The following is a 19,225-nucleotide window of genomic DNA, read 5'->3' on the forward strand; positions in this document are numbered from 1 at the left end:
TTTCGAGGCTCAGCGATGCAAAAAGGTAATCCCGATCTGGATCGGTTCGACCGGTCGATTCTGGCGATTCTGGCCGAGGACGGGCGCATTTCGGTTGCCGACCTTGCGCGGCGGATCGGGTTGTCGAAATCTCCAACTCAAGCACGTGTGAAAAGACTTGAGGCCGAGGGTATCATCACCGGATACCGTGCCCTGCTGGACCCGATCCGTCTTGGTCTGGATCACGTCGCCTTTGTCGAGGTGCGCTTGACCGACACGCGCGAAAAGGCCCTTGCCGAGTTCAACGCGGCAGTGCGTAGGGTGGCCGAGATCGAGCAAGCCCATATGATTGCGTCAAATTTTGACTATTTGTTGAAAATTCGCACCGGCTCGATGTCGGAATACCGCGCGGTGCTGGCCGAGAAAATCTCATCCCTGCCGCATGTGGCCAACACATCGACCTTCGTCGCGATGGAAGCGGTGAAAGAGACGGGCGTGTCCGGTGCCATTGACGGGATGGGTTGACGAAAACCCCGCACGCGTCACCATTGGGTTATGAAACAGATCACCTATGCCACCATCCTGTTAATAACATCCACAACAGCGCATGCCGATGAATGCCCTGTTGCGCCGGATCACAGCGCCGATGTCAGTGGCGTAATCGCCCAGATACAACAGGCCGAAAACGAACAGGCCGCCCGTCTCTTGTCGAACCAATTGTGGGAGTTTTGGACGGACGCACCTGATGAAAGCGCGCAGGCGGTTCTGGACCGAGGCATGACGCGCCGAAACGCATGGGACCTGCTGGGCGCCATCGAGGATTTCAACAAGCTGGTCGCCTATTGCCCGTCATATGCCGAAGGGTACAACCAGCGCGCCTTTGCGCATTATTTGCGGCAGGATTTTCAGGCCGCGTTACCAGATCTGGACAAGGCGATCGAACTGTCGCCTAACCATGTGGCGGCCATCAGCGGGCGCGCCCTGACCTTGTTGGGATTGCAAAGGATTGACGAGGCGCGCGAAGCTTTGAACCAAGCACTGGAACTGAACCCGTGGCTTTCGGAGCGTCATCTTCTGGCACCCGGAGGGCCACTGGCGCCTCCGGGTGAGGATATCTGACAAAACGCCCCAACTATAGAGTGGGGGCTTTTTCGACGTTTAGCCGACCAAACCGTTGTCGGAGCGCTTGATGGCGATGACCGATGATCGCGGTGTACCGCCATCGGGCCAGTTGCTGCCCGGATGCTGAATGCCCACAAACATGGTGCGCAGGTCGTTGGACCAGGCCAAGCCGGTGACCTCGCAACCATTGGGGCCCGTCATGAACCGTACGATTTCGCCGGTCACCGGGTCGCCAACCAGCATCTGGTTATTGCCATTGCCAGCAAAGTCACCCTCATTGTTGTCCTTACCGTCGGTCTGAATCCAGATCAGGCCAGTCGAGTCGATGACCATGCCATCGGGCGAGTTGAACAGGTTACCCTCATTCACATTCGGCGAGCCAGCGCGGTCGTCGGAATGCACCGTCGGGTTGCCCGCCATGACATAGAGATCCCAGTCAAACGTGTCTGCGGCGTGATCGTCATTCGAGGGTCGCCAGCGGACGATTTGACCGTACTTGTTGGCCTCACGTGGGTTGGCGGCATTGACCGAAGTGTCGTCACCACCGGCATTCGGTTTGACACCACGGTTCTTGTTGTTGGTCAGGCAGCAATAGGCCTCGACCGCAACCGGGCTCGACGCCACCCATTCTGGGCGGTCCATAGTGGTGCCATCTACGGCAGACGCTGCCATGCGGGTAAAGATCCGGATTTCAGCATCATCCATGCCAGTCGTTTCCGGCGTCAGTGGCAGCCATTCACCGGTCGCATCGTCGTTGAACTTGGCAACGTACAGCGTTCCGTCATTCAGCAAGCTCTCGGTTTCGCCACCTGGCTGATAGGTGCCGTTCGAGACGAACTTGTACAAGTACTCGCCGCGCTCGTCATCGCCCATATAGACAACCACACGGCCATCTGCGGCCAGTGTCACCTCGGCGTTTTCGTGTTTGAAGCGGCCCAGGCCGGTGTGCTTGACCGGCGTGCTGTTCGGCTTGGTCGGGTCGATTTCCACGATCCAACCCGCGCGGTGCGGTTCGTTTGGGTTTTTTGACGTGTCGAAACGCGGATCGAAAAGCTCATACCCGTTCCAGCTTTCGGCTTTGACACCGTAACGCTTGAAGCCGTCTGCCACCTTCTGGTCGTAGCTGGCGTTTTCATCGGACGATCCGAAGTAGCCGTTAAAGTTCTCTTCGCAGGTCAGGTATGTGCCCCATGGCGTTTTACCTGCGCCACAGTTGTTCATGGTGCCCAGAGACGCCGTGCCGGTTGGGTCGGCCTGCGTCTTCAGCAGATCGTGACCTGCAGCGGGGCCTACGATCTTCATCGGCGTATTGTGGTGGATACGGCGATTGAATGGGCTGTCTTTGACAACCGACCAGCCGTTGGGGCCTTCGGCGATCTCCATCACGGTCACACCCTGAAGGTTCTGCAGCTTCAAAACATCGTCCGCGTTGGCGGGCACGCCTTCCTGCGCAGCTGGCATGTTGATCTTGCGGTTCGGGTATTCGTGGTTGATGGCGATAAGCTCGTGACCCCGGAACGAAAATGTCTCCATCCCATCAGTGTTTTCACCGAAGATACGGTCTGATTTGTCCAATGGGCCGCCATCCGTCAGGTCATAGCCATCGGCATCGGAAAACAGTGGATCGCCCCAACGCATCAGAATTTTCCACTCATACCCTTCAGGCACATGCACGGTGCCATCGGTCTGCGCAGCAATCGGCATGAATGCAAAGCGCGACGTGGTGACGGCATGAGCGGCAGTCGACCCCATCAGACCCGCGCCCATAGCGGCAGCGCCTGATCCAAATGCTAGCACACCACCCAGAAAACCTCGGCGCGAAATGGCGCTTTCTACAACACGGTCAAAGTCGTTTTCTTCGGGGCGGGGGAAATGCAGCTCGTCCCAATCGTCGGCGGACAGGGTGGTGGGATCAATGTCTTTCATGGATAGCTCCTGGCTGTTAAAAAAAGCAGATGAAAGGCAATTAGAATTTCTTTGTGACAGCTTGATAACAACCCCATTAAGGGAGAGGCCTGATCTTTCAGAATTTTGCGTGCAATGAAAAGGGAAAAGGCCTTTTCTCTGCGGGAATCCGCGCGTTCTGTTGCGCGATTATTCCGCAGAAAAACACGCGTGCCTGCGACATTTAGCGCAAACGCTGACCAGCTGCGTCGAACCGATAGGCCTTGTCAGCGGTATAGGCGAGCCGCAATTCCTGACCTTCGGAAATGGCGTGCTGACCGAATAGCCGCGCGGTCACGGATTGGTCGTGTATTTTGGCGATGACGTTTGTGTCCCCACCCAGTTTTTCAACGTGGCTGACCTGAGCTGTCAGCGGGCCGTCGTCGGACAGAAACAGGTCTTCGGGGCGGATTCCAATGATGTTCTGGCCGCTATCCCCCAACAGGCTTTCGGGTAGGAAATTCATAGACGGTGAGCCTAGAAATCCGGCAACGAACTGGTTTGCAGGGTTGTTGTACAGCTCCATCGGGCTACCGATCTGTTCCACCCGCCCGTCACGCAAAACGACGATCTTGTCGGCCAGCGTCATCGCCTCGGTCTGGTCATGGGTAACATAGATCATCGAGGCGTCCAGTGCCCGGTGCAGGTTCGCAATCTCGATCCGTGTGTTCATCCGTAAGGCGGCGTCCAGATTGGACAGCGGTTCGTCAAACAGGAACAGCTTGGGTTCCCGTACAATGGCGCGGCCGATAGCGACCCGCTGGCGTTGACCACCCGACAATTCAGACGGATAGCGATCCAGATAGGGCTCGAGGTTCAGCATCCGGCTGGCATTGGCAACGCGTTCCTCTATCACCGCTTTGGACTGCTTTTCCTGCTTCAGCGCCAGTGTCATGTTCCCGCGCACGCTGAGGTGCGGGTAAAGTGCATAGCTTTGAAACACCATAGCTATGCCACGCTTGGATGGCGGCACCAGATTGACCTGTTGACCACCGATATTGATTTCGCCCGAGGAGGCATCTTCGAGCCCCGCAATCACACGTAGCAGGGTGGACTTGCCGCAACCCGAGGGGCCGACGAAGACAACAAACTCGCCTTCTTCAACCTCAAGCGTGATGTCCTTGAGGACATGCACATTGCCGAAGGATTTGTTCACATTGCTCAGCGTCAGGGCGGTCATTTTGCGGGCTCCTCAAGGGAAACGGGCTGGCCGGTGCGGATGCTTTCATCCGCGGCCAGACAAATGGCGAGGGATTGAACGGCGTCATTCATATGACGGGTCTGTTCGATATCTTCGGCGATTGCGCGCAGCATATAGGCTTGTTCGGCATCGCAGAGTTCCTGATGGCCGGGTTCATCGGGCATATCGATGGTTCGGTCACCTTGTGGCGTATGGACCAGAATGCCGCCGACCTTTGTATGCCCATCAATATCGGAAGATGCGCCTTTATTGCCATCGGTGATCGAAACCGATCCGTTGGGCGACACGATATCTTTCACGAAAAATGCTGTTTCAGACATCATTGGGCCCCATCCGGCCTCGTACCAGCCGACCGAGCCGTCATCGAAAACCACCTGAAACTGACCGTAATTGTACATGTCCTCGGCGATCTCATCGGATAGGCGCAGACCCATCCCATGAACCCGGACAGGCTGCGCATCGGTGATCTGGCACATGACGTCGACATAATGAACTCCGCAATCGACAATGGGTGAGGTCGTTTGCATCAGCGCTTTATGCGTTTCCCATTCCGCGCCCGAGGATTGCTGGTTCAGGTTCAGACGGAACACATATGGCCCGCCGAGATTGCGCGCCTCGGTGATCAAGCGCATCCAAGACGGGTGGTGGCGCAGGATGTAACCCACGACCAGTTTGCGGTTCAGCCGGGTGGCGGTTTCGACCACGCGCCGCGCGTCAGCGACGTTGGTGGCTAGCGGCTTTTCGACGAAGACATGCACGCCTGCCTGCATCGCCGCACAGGCGTAATCGGCGTGGCTGTCGGAATAGGTCGCGATCACAACCAGATCGGGGCGGGTCTCATTCAGAGCAGTTTCGAAATCCGAATACGCGGGATAATCCGAAAGTTCGGGGTGGTCTACGCGCCCGGATCGGTTCACCAGCCCGACGATTTGCGCATCGGGGTGGTGGTGATGGGCCAGCGCATGGCTTAGCCCCATATTGCCCAGACCTGCGATCAGTACACGGGTCATTTGACAGCTCCGGATGTGATGCCACGGATCAGTTGGCGCGAGAAGATGACGTAGAGAACCAGAACCGGCAGGATTGCCATCGACAGGGCGGACAAAACCGCGTTCCAGTCGGTCACGAACTGGCCGATAAAGACCTGACTGCCCAATGTCAGCGTTTTGGTTTCCTCAGCCGGGGCAAGGATCAGCGGGAACCACAGGTCATTCCAGATAGGGATCATGTTGAACACGGCTACAGTTGCCATTGCCGGACGAACCAGTGGCAGGACCAGTCGGAAAAAGATCGTGTATTCCGACAGACCGTCAATGCGGCCTGCGTTTTTCAGGTCATCACTGACCTGCCGCATGAATTCAGACAGTATGAATACGGCCAGCGGTAACCCCTGCGCTGTGTAGACAAGGATCAGTGCCCACAGCGTGTTCACCAGCCCGGTCGCCACCATCATCTCAAGGATCGCCACAGTGCCGATGCGGATAGGGATCATGATCCCCAGCGCCAGATAAAGCCCCATGAGCAGGTTGCCTTTGAACTGGTATTCAGACAGCGCATAGGCCGCCATGGCGCCAAGCAGTAGGATGAAGAACAGCGATGCGACCGTGACGATCATCGAGTTCTGGAAGTAGAGGAAGAAATCCCCCTGCTTCATCACCGTCTCGTACCCGATCAGTGAAAAGCTGTCTGCGCTGGGCAGGGCCAGGGGTTCGCGAAAGATCGCGCGGCGGGTTTTGAAGCTGTTGATCAGAATGACAAAGACCGGGAACAGGGCGATCAGCGTATACAGGATCAACGCACCGTGCATCGCGGCGGTGTTGAAGGGATTTTGGCGTGCTTTGTTCATCCGTTCACCCTCACAGTTGATACCGGCGCATCCGGGTCTGGATGCCAAACAGATAGATGCAGACACCCACCAGGATGATGGCAAACATGGCCCCGGCGATGGCTGATCCCATATGCGGATCGCCCAGTTGCAATTGGAAGCCAAAGAAAGTGCGATACATGAATGTACCCAGAATATCGGTCGAGAAATCCGGCCCGGCCAGCGCGCCTTGAGACGCATAGATCAGATCGAACGCGTTGAAATTGCCTACGAAGGTTAGGATCGAGATGATCCCGATCGACGGCAGGATCAGCGGCAGCTTGATTTTCCAAAAGGCCGAGGCCCCAGTGATGCCGTCAATCTCTCCTGCTTCAAGGATTTCCTCGGGGATGGTCAGCAAGGCGGCATAGATCAGCATCATCGGGATGCCGACGAACTGCCAGACCGAGATCAGCGCCAGTGTGGTCAGGGCGTATTCCTCTTTTCCCAACCACGGGGCGAACAGGGATTTCAGCCCAATCGCGTCCAGCATTGACGGTGCGATGCCCCAGATCGGCGACAGGATCAGTTTCCAGGCGAAGCCGACAATCACAAAGCTGAGGATCGTAGGGATGAAAATCGCCGACCGGTACAAAGCCGCAAACCGCAGGCGCGGGTGGCTGAGAAGCGCGGCCAGTGCTATGCCAATGGGGTTTTGCACCAGCATATGGATCAGGAAGAACCAGAAATTATTCCCCAACGCATTCCAGAACTGCTCGGACCAGATCGGGTCAAAGAACAGCGTTCGAAAATTCTGTAGCCCGACGAATACACGCGTTTGGTCGACCTCGGTAAACAGCGCCAGACGCAGCGTGTTGAACAGCGGAAAGATCATAACCGCGGTATAGACAAGCACGGCTGGTGCCAGGAACACGACGATATGCCAGCGGAAGCGGGGGCGGTTCATTTGACTGCTTTCAATGGGGTGTCGGGAATACCCGGGCGGCCATTGCCGCCCGGGTATGATTGGGATCACTGGTGCGGTGCGTACCAGTTGGAAAGACCATCCTGCAGGCGTTGACCAGCCTCCGCAGGGCTTTCTGCGCCCCGAACAACATTGGCCGATGCATTCCATGTCTCAAGCTCAAGGTTGGGCTCGCCACGCGAAAGGATTTGATAGGTCGAGCGGATGGTGGATTCGCACTCGTCCCGCCAACCGACAAATTCCTTGGCCAGAGGATCCTGCAATTCGACTGGTGCAGTCGACAAGGGGAAGAAACCGGGCAGGGCGTTGCCAAAGATTTCAGCAAATTCTGGGCTTGCGACCCACGCCAGGAATGTCTCGGCCGCTTCGCGGTTTTCGGTGGCGGAGTTCATGCCGATCCCGATATCGGTGTGGTCCGAGATATAGCAGGTGTCGCCCGCGTTGCGGACTGGTGGCTTGAACGCACCCATTTCAAAATCTGCTTGAGTGTTGAAGCCCGAAATCTCCCAGCTGCCTGCGGGGTATATGGCGGCACGGCCAAGCGTGAACAGGTTCTGACTGTCTGGGTAGGTCTGCGCCTCGTACCCGTCCCCAAGATAGTCTTTCCATTTCGCCAGGGTCTCATACGGCTCGACCCATTGTGGGTCAGTCAGTTTTTGCGACCCTTCGATCAGAGCAAGGCGCCCTTCTTCGCCTTTCCAGTAATTCGGGCCGATGTTGTTGTAGCCCATTGTGGCGGCTTCCCACTGGTCAGTGGTGCCCATGGCCATGGGAATGTAGGTGCCGTCTTCCTTGAATGTTTCGAGGGCGGCAAAGAATTCGTCTTCAGTAGTTGGCACTTCGACGCCCAACTCTTCGAATGCATCCTTGTTGAAGATAAAGCCGTGAATTACAGACGCCATCGGAACGCAAAAAGTGGCTGCGCCGTCATCTGTCTGCCAAGCGGATTTGGCAACGTCCGAAAAGTTCGACATTGCGTCCAAGCCGGACAAATCGGCCAGGTGCCCACCATCATACAGGCCCAATGACCGATCAAACGGGCGGCAGGTAATAATGTCGCCCGCAGACCCAGCTTCGAGTTTGGCATTCAAAGCCGCGTCATATTCTGTCGGTGCAAACGGCGAAAACACCAGTTTGATTCCAGGATGCTGCGCCTCAAACGCGGGAATAATCTGGTCCTGCCACAGGGTCAGATCGTCATTTCGCCAGCTTTCGATGGTCAGGGTTACGTCTTCGGCATAGGCAGTTGTGGCCATCAGGGTTGTCCCCAGTAAGGCCAGCTTCAGGCTTTTATGTTTCATCTCTCTCTCCCGTTATTTAGTTGTTAATCCTTGGCCAATGCAGCGGTCAGAACTCCATTTGTGGTTCGCAGGCGAGCATCCGCTTGCGCCAACGACAGGTCTTGTGCAGCAATCAGAATGGCGGGTTTTACGTCGCCATGCGCAACGTTCAGTGCGTTTTGCGCCGTTTCTGTATCCACTTCGGCGATGCGGGCGACGATCTCGGCGGCGCGGCCCCGCAGTTTGTCGTTGTCGGCACGTAAATTGACCATCATGCCGCCATGCACATGGCCAAGCTCAACCGCCATAAGAGAAGACAGCATGTTCAGCGCAATCTTCTGCGCTGTTCCAGCGCCCATGCGTGTGGAGCCTGAGATCAGCTCGGGCGGCGTGGCCAACAGGATGGGAATGTCAGCGCCCAGCAGCAAGGGGCTGCCGCCGTTATTGGCGATACTGATCACAGTTGCGCCCTTGGTGCGGGCGATGTTCATGGCAGCCACGGTGTACGGCGTAGAGCCGCTCGCTGAAACCGCAATCACCGTGTCTTTGGCTTGTAAGCTGTCCAAGGCTTGTTCCAACCCTTCGGTCGCATCCTCGGCCCCGCCCGGCATTTCAACCCCGGTGGGCAGGCCACCTGCCATATGTATGCGCAGACGGGCGGGGGGGATTGAGAATGTGCCGCCAAGCTCTTGCGCGTCAGCAGCTGCCATCAGGCCAGATGACCCGGCGGCCACAAAGTGCAATATCCCCTCTGCGCGAATGGTTTCTGCCATGGCCTTGGCGCCCCGGACGATGTTGTCCTCGGCGTCGCGAACGGCTGCGGCAGCTTTGATTTGACCTTCGGCCAACACGCGAGCCGAAGTAGCCAGATCGCCTGGTGACATGCGCGCGGCATCAGGGTGTAATTGTTCGGTTGACGGCAGCGCCAAGAGAATCCTCCCACGTTTCCCTAATACAATACCTATCTAATACCACTTGTCTAGAATTTTATTTCTGACTGAGACTTATCAAGGTAATTCATCCGTTTAGTTGGCGATGTGGCCATTCGGTGTTGAATTTGGCCTTTTCTATCTCTGAAAGGTATTATAATGGTATTGTCATGAATGAGTCTCGAGATAATGCTGTATTGGCCGTTGATGGCGGGGGGACGCGATGCCGCGTCGCCTGTGAAATCGGGGGTGTGGTCCACAGTGTCGAGACCGGAGCGGCCAATGTTTCGACCGATTTTGACAGCGCGCTGGCGCAGATTCGGGCTGGGCTGGATCAATTGTCGCGTCAGATCGAGGTGACCATAGGGGATATAATCACTCTGCCTGCTTTTGTGGGACTGGCGGGCGTTACTGATGCCGCGATCGCAGGGCGGTTGCGGGATGCGCTGGGCCTGACCTGCGCGCGGGTCGAAGATGACCGGCCCGCCGCCGTGCGGGGGGCATTGGGCGCGCAGGACGGTTTGATCGCACATTGCGGCACCGGGTCTTTTCTTGCGGTGCAGGCGGATGGCGCGATGCGTTTTGCCGGAGGTTGGGGTTCGATTCTGGGGGATGAGGCCTCGGCCCAGTGGGTTGGGCGCAGAGCCTTGGCTGAGACGCTGCGTGCATATGATGGCACGCAAGCCGAAACCGATCTGACGCAAATGCTGTTGGCTGACCTTCAGGGCCCGGCTGGTATTGTGCGCTTTGCTGGAACGGCCACGCCCGCACAATTCGGAGTGCTCGCACCTACAGTGACGTCCGCTGCGAAAAAAGGCGATGCGGTTGCCGTACATATTCTACGAGCGGGGGCAGGCTATATCTCGGATACCGCCAAACAGTTGGGCTGGCAGGCGGGTCAGACGATCTGCCTGACCGGTGGGATTGCGGGGCAATATGCGCACTATTTACCTAATGACATGCAATCGGCCATTTGCCCCTCGCTGGGTGAGCCGCTGACCGGGGCCTTGGCCCTTGCGAAGGAGATCCGACATGAGCATCTCTGACTTCCTGCGTGCCGATTTGTGGCTGAGTCCGGACAAAGGGCCGCGCTATGTTCAGCTAAGGCACAGGCTGCAAGAGGGGATCGACACCGGCGTGTTGCCTCCGAATTCTTCGCTGCCGTCGGAACGTGAGCTGGTTGAAATCACCGATCTTTCGCGCGTTACCGTTCGTAAAGCGATTCAGGAACTGGTGCAGGAAGGTGTGATCGAACAACGTCAGGGGTCAGGCTCGTTCATTCGCGAACGTGTGGCGCGGGTCGAACAATCGCTGACTCATTTGACCTCGTTCACCGAGGACATGTCGAGCCGCGGTATGCAGACCACCTCAAAATGGCTGGAACGCGGCGTCTTTGCACCTACCCCCGAGGAGGTCCAGGCCCTGAGCCTGAAAGAGGGCGAGCAAATTTCCCGAATCTATCGCCTGCGCGAGGCAAATGGCCGCCCGCTGGCGCTGGAACGTGCTGCGCTGCCGCTGGATATCCTGCCAAACCCGATCGAGGTGACCACCTCGCTCTATGAGGTGCTAGACGGTCTGGGGCGACGACCAGTGCGCGCGGTACAGAAGATATCGGCCCTTAACCTCGCAGCGCGAGAGGCTGAGTTGCTGGAGGTGCCCGAAGGGGCCGCCGGACTGAACATCGAACGCGTTTCATTTCTTAAAAACGGGCGGGTCGCGGAATTGACCCGATCCCTCTACCGAGGCGACACCTATGACTTTGTCGCCGAGTTGCGGCTGTAGCCGGAAAGGCAAGTGAGCATGTCAGAACACAGTTCGAAAATGCGTCAGGAGGTTTTGGAAATCCCCGACGCCGTTGACCGATTGCTAAGCCAGGGTGCCGCCAATATTCAGGATGCGGCAAGGCGGGTGAAAGAGGCCGATCCCCGGTTTCTGATCACAGTGGCGCGGGGGTCGTCGGACCACGCTTGCGCGTATTTGAAATACGCTGCCGAATTGTTGCTGAACCTGCCTGTGGCCTCGGTCGGGCCGTCGGTCAGTTCGATCTATGGGGCTGATCTGCGTGCGGCTGGGGCGGTGTGCCTTTCGGTGTCGCAATCGGGCCAAAGTCCAGACATTGTAGGGATGACCCGAACGCTGAAATCTTCGGGCGGGGTGACGGTTGCGATCACCAACAACACGGCCTCGCGCCTTGCTGAAGTGACGGATGCGGTCTTGCCCCTGCACGCAGGGCCGGAACTGAGTGTCGCTGCGACCAAAACTTTTGTCACCTCGCTTGTGGCGGGGTTGTGGTTGTTGGCTGAAATCAAGGGGGATGGTGATTTGACGGCCGCGATCCGATCCTTGCCCGGTCATTTGGGGCAGGCCGCGCAATGCGATTGGTCGGCGGCGGCTGATGCAATCACCGGCCGGTCACTGTTCACGCTGGGCCGCGGTCCGTCCTTTGCGATGTCCAATGAAGCTGCTCTAAAAATCAAGGAAACCTGCCAGATTCACGCCGAAAGCTATTCGGCGGCCGAGGTTCTGCATGGTCCGGTCTCAATCGTTGAACAGGGGTTTCCCGCCATCGTTTTTGCCGCCGCAGATGCCGCCGAGCAAACGACAGCCGAGGCGGCTGATGCGTTGGCAGGCAAAGGTGCGGCTGTTTTCGCGGCCACTGATAAGGTCACCAAAGCGCATAGCCTGCCGGTAACCCGAACCGATCACTGGTTGACTGACCCCATTGCCACGATCACGTCGTTTTACAGCATGGTCGAAGCCGTGGCGCAGGCGCGCGGGATCGACCCAGATACTCCGCGCCATCTGAGAAAGGTGACAGAGACGGTATGACCTCAGAATCCATGACATTTCGCAATGGTGCCCTGTTCGATGGAGAGCGCCTGCATTTTGATCAAGTCATGACCTTTCGCAACGGCGTCCTTGCCGCGCTTGCGGCTGAGGAGACCGCACAGATCGAAGGGCAAGTCATCGACCTGAACGGGGATATCTTGTGCCCCGGCTTCGTCGACCTGCAGGTGAACGGCGGCGGCGGCGCGATGTTCAACGACGACCCCTCGGTTGATTCGATCCGGCAGATCGCCGAAGCGCATCGCCGTCTAGGTGTGGCGTCCTTGCTGCCGACCCTAATCACCGACACGCCCGAAAAAACCGAAGCCGCCGTTGCAGCCGCGATAGAGGCGGTTCGCGCGGGGGTTCCGGGTGTGGCTGGGCTGCATCTTGAAGGGCCACACCTGTCGGTGGCGCGAAAGGGGGCGCATGACGGGGCGCTAATTCGTCCGATGGAGGACGCGGACCTGACCATGCTGATTGCAGCAGCAGAGCAATTGCCGTGCCTGAAGGTGACCCTTGCGCCCGAATCCGTGTCTCTGCAGCAAGTGCAAGCTTTGTCGGACGCCGGGATTCTGGTGTCGCTAGGACATAGCAATGCAGATTTCGCGACGTGCCAGCGCTATGCCGCGGCGGGCGCGCGCTGCGTCACACACCTTTTCAACGCCATGAGCCAACTGGGCAGCCGCGAACCTGGTCTGGTGGGTGCGGCGCTGGCGATGGGAGGGCTGTCGGCGGGGTTGATCGCCGACGGTATCCATGTCCACCCCGAGGTTATCCGCTCGGCCTGGGCTGCCAAGAAAGCGCCTGGTCAGATATTTCTGGTCAGCGATGCCATGGCTGTTGCGGGTACGGATCAGGCTGCGTTCGAGCTGGAAGGTCGCCGGATCACGCGGACGGACGGACGCCTGACACTTGAGGATGGAACGTTGGCCGGGGCCGATTTGGACTTGACCACTGCGATCCGCATTCTGGTCACACATGCTGACGTGCCGCTTCAGGAGGCGCTGGCTGCAGCTACGACCTATCCGGCGTCTCTGATCGGCCAGCCGGTTGCGCAACCGCTGCGTGCCGAGTCGATGATCCGGATTTCCTCGGACCTCGAATCCTGTTCTTGGATATGTTCACAGGGTTGAGTGAAGGGCGTCTGTCTCCTGCATTAGAACGCGATTACAGAAATTGATTTCCTGCGCCGAACGGCGCTTGACGACACCAGACGCATCCCTTAAACCGACCTGCGCTGAGCGGGCGTCGTATACTGGCTATTACCTCAGCCTTCCAAGCTGATGAAGCGGGTTCGATTCCCGCCGCCCGCTCCAAATCAGCCCCGAAATTCTGCGTCAAATGGCCCTTACAGGCCGTGAATTGGTGACGCGCTGCTTGACCCCGCCGTCTGCTGCCGCCAAGAAGCGACCACCTGATTGCGAATTTTAACTAAGGGCCACGCATGGCAAGAACCGCCCCAGCCAGTCCAGCACAACAACCCGCACCCGGCGCCAGTGAAGAGCGCGCCCGGTCCAAGAAAATTGGCGTTCTGGCGTCGTTGTGGCCCTTCATGCGCCCCTATCGGATGTTGATGGCCGGGGCGACACTGGCGTTGGTGCTGACGGCAAGCATGACCCTTGCGCTGCCACTGGCCGTGCGCCGTGTGGTTGACAATTTCCGCATCGAAGATGGCGAGTTGTTAGAGTGGTACTTTCTGGCCGCGCTGGGCATCGCCGGGGTTCTGGCCGTGGGCACCGGCCTGCGCTATGCGCTGGTGACCCGGCTGGGCGAACGGGTGGTCGCCGATATCCGCGAGGCCGTGTTCGACCGCGTCATCGGAATGAGCCCCGAATTCTACGAACGTATCATGACCGGCGAGGTCCTGAGCCGGATAACCACCGACACGACGCTGATCCAGTCAGTGCTTGGCTCGTCTGTGTCCATCGCGCTGCGCAACATGTTGTTATTCTTCGGCGGGCTGGTGTTGATGCTACTGACATCGGCCAAGCTGACAGGTTTGGTTTTGTTGTTGATCCCGGTGGTGGTGGTGCCGATTCTGGTGCTGGGGCGCCGCCTGCGGGTGATCAGCCGCGAAAATCAGGACTGGATCGCAGCCTCGTCCGGTAACGCAGGTGAGGCGCTGAGCGCGGTGCAAACGGTGCAGGCATTTACTCATGAACAGGCCAGCCGCAAGCAATTCGCGGATATGACGGAAACGTCTTACGTCGTCTCGCTGCGGCGTATTCAGACGCGCGCGGTTCTGACCGTTATCGTCATCTTTTTGGTTTTTTCGGGCATTGTCGGCGTGTTGTGGATGGGCGCAAATGATGTCCGCAATGGCGTGATGACCGAAGGCGTACTGATCCAGTTCGTGATCTATTCGATTATCATGGCGGGTTCTGTGGCGGCCTTGTCTGAAATCTGGAGTGAATTGCAGCGCGCCGCAGGCGCAACTGAACGACTGGTGGAATTGCTGAATGCACAGGACACCGTCACCGATCCGTCCAACCCCAAGACGCTGCCATTACCGGTTCGGGGTGAGATCCGCTTTGACGATGTGACCTTCCGCTATCCGTCACGCCCCGATGTTGTCACGCTGGAACATCTATCATTGCAGGTTAACCCCGGCGAGACGGTTGCATTTGTCGGCCCCTCGGGGGCGGGGAAGACAACCGTCATCCAGATGATCCAGCGGTTTTATGATCCGGTCTCGGGGCAGGTCAGTCTGGATGGCGTCGATCTGCGTGACATCGACCGGGCCGAGTTCCGCCGCCACATGGCGCTGGTGCCTCAGGACCCGATCATCTTTGCCTCTTCGGCGCGTGAAAACATCCGGTTTGGTCGTCTGGACGCCACCGATGCCGAGGTTGAGGCCGCCGCCCGGGCCGCCGCCGCACACGATTTCATTTCGGCTTTGCCCGAAGGTTACGACAGTTTCGTTGGTGAACGGGGTGTGATGCTGTCTGGCGGGCAAAAGCAACGTATCGCCATCGCTCGTGCGATCCTGCGGGACGCGCCGGTACTGCTGTTGGACGAGGCGACCTCGGCACTGGATGCCGAAAGCGAGCGTGCGGTTCAAGGCGCTGTCGATCAGATGCGCGCCGGGCGCACCACGTTGATCGTGGCGCACCGGCTGGCGACGGTGAAAAAGGCTGACCGGATCGTGGTGATGGAGGCCGGCCGTATCGTGGCGCAGGGCACCCATGACGATCTGGTGGCACAGGACGGCCTGTATGCCAGATTGGCGCGTCTGCAGTTCACCGACGGCATGGCGGCAGAATAAAGTGACGCTGGGGCAGGGCAATTCGCTCCGCAGCGTAATTCTACCTCTTTCCGGGCTTCACAGCTAAGCCCTTTCTTGATCATGCACGGTTTTGCTTCCATCTTGGCGGTGGATACAAAACCCGTGCCGGACACGGGAGAGATAAGGGAGGAGTCATATGGCCTTTGTGGGTTTGGAAGACAAGGCAAGGATGGAGCAGGAAATGCCGTGGGAGGACCGCGATGTTCCGGTCACCTTCCATCAGTTGTTGTCGCGCACGGCAAGCAAGTTCCCCAACAGCAATGCGATCAGTTTTCAGCTTTTGTCCGGGCCGACCGACAAGGCCGAAACGCTGACCTGGTCCGAGCTGCTGGGTAAGGTCAACCAGGCCGCCAACCTGTTCCGCTCGCTCGGGATCGGTGAAAAGGATGTGGTGGCCTACGTGCTGCCCAACAGTAACGAGACGCTGATCACCATGATGGGTGGCGCGGTTGCAGGGATCGTGAACCCTATAAACCCGTTGCTGGAGCCCGAGCAGATAGCCGCGATCCTGCGCGAAACCGGCGCCAAGGTGGTGGTTACGCTGAAATCCTTCCCCAAGGCCGATGTGGCGCAAAAGGTCGAAGAGGCCGTGCGCCATGCGCCCAACGTCAAAACCATTCTTGAGATCGACCTCAACCGCTATTTGACGCCACCGAAATCCTGGCTGGTTCCGCTCCTGCGTCCCAAGATGGGCGACAAGGAACATCTCGCGCATGCGGATTATAAGAACTTCAACAAGGAACTGGCCAAACAGCCCACTACGCTGACCTTCGAGGACAGCACCGAAGATCGTGTCGCCTGCTATTTCCACACCGGCGGAACCACCGGTATGCCCAAGGTGGCGCAGCATAAATACTCGGGCCTGATCTACAACGGCTGGCTTGGAAACACGCTGTTGTTCTCGGACGAAGACGTGATCATGTGCCCGTTGCCGATGTTCCATGTCTTTGCTGTGCATGTGATCGTGATGGCCGCGGTGTCGTCGGGCGCGCATGTGGTCTTCCCGACCCCTGCCGGGTATCGGGGCGATGGCGTGTTTGATAACTTCTGGAAGTTGATCGAGCGCTGGAAGGTCAGTTTCATCATCACCGTCCCCACCGCGATTGCCGCCAAGATGCAACGCCCGGTGGATGCCGATATCTCAAGCGTGAAAACAGCCTTCTCGGGTTCGGCCCCGCTGCCGGTCGAACTGTTCCGCCGGTTCGAAGAAGCGACGGGTGTGACCATCGTCGAAGGCTATGGACTGACCGAGGCTACCTGTCTGGTGTCGTGCAACCCGGTGGATGGCGAAAAGAAAATCGGATCGATCGGGATTCCATTCCCCTATACGGATGTGAAAATCCTGCAGGACGGGCCGGACGGCCCCAAGGAATGCGGCGCGGATGAGATCGGCGAAATCTGTATCTCGAATCCCGGCGTCTATGCGGGCAACACCTATACCGAGGCGGACAAGAACGTTGATCTGTACCATTTCGACAAGTACCTGCGCACAGGTGATCTGGGTCGGTTTGACGACGATGGGTATCTGTGGATCACCGGCCGCGCCAAGGACCTGATTATTCGCGGCGGCCACAATATCGACCCAGCCGAAATCGAAGAGGCTTTGCTGGGCCACGATGCCGTTGCCTTTGCCGGCGCTATTGGTCAGCCCGACGCGCACTCGGGCGAGGTGCCCTGCGCCTTTGTCGAACTGGTCGACGGGGCCAGTGTGACCGAGAACGAATTGATGGAATACTGCGGTGTGCATGTCCACGAACGTGCGGCAAGACCCAAGCACATGACCATTCTGGACGAATTGCCGAAAACCGCCGTGGGTAAGGTCTTTAAACCCGAACTGCGCAAGCAGGCGATCACTCGCATCTATAACGGCGCGTTGGAAGAGGCCGGGCTGGATGCGCGCGTCGTATCCGTGATTGACGACAAAAAGCGCGGGCTTGTCGCGCAGCTTGACGCGAACGGCTGCTCGGACGACGATGTCGGTAAGGTGCTGGGATCGTTCACCCGGCCATGGGAATGGGCTGCCTGACCGGGAGGGACAATGGATTATGAACGTCTGATCGATGAAGAAACATGGGCGTTCATAAGACGAACGGCTGAAAGCTATCCTGATGACGCTGTCGACCTTTCGATCGACGATCAGCGCCGCGTCTACAACCGGATGTGTCAGGACTTTCGCCAACCCCGACCCGTTGGTCTGGATGTACAGGACAGGCCCGCCAATGGCGTGCCTGTCCGGGTTTACACCGCCGGAGATCCGACCCGAACCGTCGTCTATTTTCATGGCGGCGGTTTCGTCGTTGGTGGGCTGGATAGCCATGATGACGTTTGTGCTGAGATTTGCGTTCAGACCGGGTATCGGGTTGTTGCCGTAGACTATCGCCTTTGCCCCGAACATGTGCACCCGGCACAGTTTCAGGATAGCTGGACCGCAACGAATTGGGTGGTGCAGGAATACGGCGACCCGTTGATTTTGGCCGGTGACAGCGCGGGTGGCAATCTGGCCGCCGCGGTGGCGCAGCATGCACGGGGGCGGCTTGATGGAGTGCTGGGGCAGGTTTTAATTTATCCCGGTCTGGGCGGGGACACATCCACAGGGTCATATATCGAGCACGCCCAGGCACCGCTTTTGACGCTGGAAGAAATTCGGTTCTACGAGAAAGTGCGCTGTGGCGGACCTGCGCTGCAGAACGATCCCACGTTTGCGCCGCTGCAGGATAAAGATTTCTCGGGCCTGCCGCCTACTGTGGTGGTCACCGCCGATTGCGACCCGCTGCGCGACGACGGCCCGGCCTATTGCGGCAAGATCACCGAAGCGGGCGGGAGGGCGCATTGGGTGAATGAGCCCGGCCTTGTGCACGGGTACCTGCGGGCGCGCACCTCAGTGAAACGCGCTGCAGACAGTTTTGAACGGATATCAGTTGCGATCGAGGCGCTGGGCCAGCAGATCTGGCCCTACGATTGATCCGTTACTTCAGGAAAGGCTTGGCTTTCATCGTCTCGGCGATCGGTGCGCCCATGCGGTTCAGGATCGTGGGTGCCAGTTGCAGCTGGTCGATCACCGCATCAGCCTCGGGGCCTTCGGCATCGCCGAAATAATACAATGCAGTTTCCTGCTGAAGCGGGCTGCGCCCGCCATGATGGCCACGTTCGTCCTGACCGTGATCGGCGGTCACGATGACCTCATACCCCAGTTGCCGCCAGCGCGGGATGAAAGGGGCCAGCATTTCGTCCATGACAAAACAGGCGTGGTCCATTTCCTCGCAGTCGTGATGAAACCGGTGGCCCATACTGTCCAGCGTGCAAGTGTGCAGGACGCCGTAATCCAACCCAAAGCGCAGGCACAGATTGGTCAGAGTGCCAAACAGATCAACGTCCGACGGCGTCATCTGGTTCACTTTGCTGTAGCCGGTCATCGAGTGGAACCGGCCATGGTTGATCGTTTTGCTCTCGGGTTCGTCATATTCGACGTCACGGACATAATCGAACGGGTGACGGTTGAAGAATTGCGACCAAAAGCTGTGGGTCACCGCCCCGGTCACGCCGCCCGCTTCGCGGACTTGGCTGAAGACGTCCTTGTGGCTTAGGCGGAAGACGTTGCCATTGCCCGTACAGCCATGTTCCTGCGGCGTGACGCCGGTGTGGATCGAGGCATAGCAACTGGCCGAGATCGATGGCAGCACCGCGCGATGCTTCCAAACCTGCGCCTCGCCACTGTCGACCCACCCTTCCAGATTGCCGAACAGGCGGCGAAAATTGCGCCACGGAACACCGTCTAGAATGATGAGGAGGAGTTTTCGGTCCATTCCCTGACCCTTTCTTAAAGTCCCTCAGGCGACCCTAGGGGATTCGTTGCATATGGGCTGCCT

17 protein-coding genes and 1 tRNA gene are annotated in these 19,225 nt (G+C 58.4%); 10 read left to right on the forward strand and 8 right to left on the reverse strand.

Features of this window, described 5'->3' with window-relative positions:
- Positions 1–15 precede the first annotated feature (15 nt).
- Both ACR0JB_RS00745 and ACR0JB_RS00750 read left to right on the forward strand, forming a co-directional pair.
- On the forward strand, positions 16–504 hold the full coding sequence (locus ACR0JB_RS00745) for an Lrp/AsnC family transcriptional regulator (protein WP_170347909.1): 489 nt from the start codon (positions 16–18) through the stop codon (positions 502–504).
- A 30-nt stretch (positions 505–534) separates the two neighbouring features.
- The gene (locus ACR0JB_RS00750) at positions 535–1,098 is read left to right on the forward strand and encodes a tetratricopeptide repeat protein (RefSeq protein WP_170347910.1); all 564 of its coding nucleotides are present in this window, start codon (positions 535–537) and stop codon (positions 1,096–1,098) included.
- Positions 1,099–1,137: 39 nt separating this feature from the next.
- Here the strand turns inward: ACR0JB_RS00750 and ACR0JB_RS00755 are convergent, their stop codons facing one another.
- The 7 genes from ACR0JB_RS00755 to ACR0JB_RS00785 all read right to left on the reverse strand — a co-directional run bounded on the left by ACR0JB_RS00755 (position 1,138) and on the right by ACR0JB_RS00785 (position 9,244).
- Positions 1,138–3,027, reverse strand: a complete 1,890-nt coding sequence (locus ACR0JB_RS00755) for a PhoX family protein (protein WP_480789614.1) — start codon at positions 3,025–3,027, stop codon at positions 1,138–1,140.
- 202 nt (positions 3,028–3,229) lie between these two features.
- Positions 3,230–4,225 carry an ABC transporter ATP-binding protein gene (locus tag ACR0JB_RS00760; protein ID WP_170347912.1) on the reverse strand — a complete coding sequence of 332 codons (996 nt, stop codon included), beginning with the start codon at positions 4,223–4,225 and terminating at the stop codon, positions 3,230–3,232.
- Entirely contained in the window at positions 4,222–5,256 is a 1,035-nt protein-coding gene (locus ACR0JB_RS00765) for a Gfo/Idh/MocA family protein (protein ID WP_170395505.1), read from the reverse strand. The genes ACR0JB_RS00760 and ACR0JB_RS00765 overlap by 4 nt, the downstream gene beginning before the upstream one ends.
- Complete coding sequence (locus ACR0JB_RS00770) at positions 5,253–6,092, reverse strand: carbohydrate ABC transporter permease (protein ID WP_170360456.1); 840 nt, start codon at positions 6,090–6,092, stop codon at positions 5,253–5,255. Before ACR0JB_RS00770 ends, ACR0JB_RS00765 begins: the two co-directional genes overlap by 4 nt.
- Before the next feature lie 10 nt (positions 6,093–6,102).
- Positions 6,103–7,017, reverse strand: coding sequence for a carbohydrate ABC transporter permease (locus ACR0JB_RS00775; RefSeq protein ID WP_170347915.1), 915 nt, complete (start codon positions 7,015–7,017; stop codon positions 6,103–6,105).
- A gap of 65 nt (positions 7,018–7,082) precedes the next feature.
- Complete coding sequence (locus tag ACR0JB_RS00780; protein ID WP_170395507.1) at positions 7,083–8,336, reverse strand: ABC transporter substrate-binding protein; 1,254 nt, start codon at positions 8,334–8,336, stop codon at positions 7,083–7,085.
- Positions 8,337–8,359: 23 nt separating this feature from the next.
- The gene (locus ACR0JB_RS00785) at positions 8,360–9,244 is read right to left on the reverse strand and encodes an N-acetylmuramic acid 6-phosphate etherase (RefSeq protein WP_170395510.1); all 885 of its coding nucleotides are present in this window, start codon (positions 9,242–9,244) and stop codon (positions 8,360–8,362) included.
- Positions 9,245–9,414: 170 nt separating this feature from the next.
- On the opposite strand from ACR0JB_RS00785, the gene ACR0JB_RS00790 reads away from it, so the two are divergent.
- From ACR0JB_RS00790 to ACR0JB_RS00825, 8 genes are all read left to right on the forward strand, one after another.
- A complete protein-coding gene (locus ACR0JB_RS00790; protein WP_170395512.1) occupies positions 9,415–10,290 on the forward strand; it encodes a glucosamine kinase nucleotide-binding domain-containing protein in 876 nt (291 codons plus the stop codon).
- Complete coding sequence (locus tag ACR0JB_RS00795) at positions 10,277–11,026, forward strand: GntR family transcriptional regulator (protein ID WP_170347919.1); 750 nt, start codon at positions 10,277–10,279, stop codon at positions 11,024–11,026. Before ACR0JB_RS00790 ends, ACR0JB_RS00795 begins: the two co-directional genes overlap by 14 nt.
- Positions 11,027–11,044: 18 nt before the next feature.
- Positions 11,045–12,073 carry an SIS domain-containing protein gene (locus tag ACR0JB_RS00800; RefSeq protein ID WP_170395514.1) on the forward strand — a complete coding sequence of 343 codons (1,029 nt, stop codon included), beginning with the start codon at positions 11,045–11,047 and terminating at the stop codon, positions 12,071–12,073.
- Entirely contained in the window at positions 12,070–13,206 is a 1,137-nt protein-coding gene (nagA, locus tag ACR0JB_RS00805; RefSeq protein WP_170395516.1) for an N-acetylglucosamine-6-phosphate deacetylase, read from the forward strand. The genes ACR0JB_RS00800 and nagA overlap by 4 nt, the downstream gene beginning before the upstream one ends.
- A gap of 108 nt (positions 13,207–13,314) precedes the next feature.
- Positions 13,315–13,389: transfer RNA gene (locus ACR0JB_RS00810), tRNA-Gly, on the forward strand.
- Positions 13,390–13,517: 128 nt separating this feature from the next.
- Positions 13,518–15,338 (forward strand): ABC transporter transmembrane domain-containing protein, encoded by a 1,821-nt coding sequence (locus tag ACR0JB_RS00815; RefSeq protein WP_170360444.1) that lies wholly within the window; start codon positions 13,518–13,520, stop codon positions 15,336–15,338.
- A gap of 157 nt (positions 15,339–15,495) precedes the next feature.
- A complete protein-coding gene (locus ACR0JB_RS00820) occupies positions 15,496–17,385 on the forward strand; it encodes an acyl-CoA synthetase (RefSeq protein WP_480789615.1) in 1,890 nt (629 codons plus the stop codon).
- 12 nt (positions 17,386–17,397) lie between these two features.
- Positions 17,398–18,321, forward strand: coding sequence for an alpha/beta hydrolase (locus tag ACR0JB_RS00825; protein WP_480789616.1), 924 nt, complete (start codon positions 17,398–17,400; stop codon positions 18,319–18,321).
- Positions 18,322–18,325: 4 nt separating this feature from the next.
- Here the strand turns inward: ACR0JB_RS00825 and ACR0JB_RS00830 are convergent, their stop codons facing one another.
- Complete coding sequence (locus tag ACR0JB_RS00830) at positions 18,326–19,162, reverse strand: alkaline phosphatase family protein (RefSeq protein ID WP_170374356.1); 837 nt, start codon at positions 19,160–19,162, stop codon at positions 18,326–18,328.
- Positions 19,163–19,225 lie beyond the last annotated feature (63 nt).

This window comes from Ruegeria sp. BI7, from assembly GCF_056537925.1.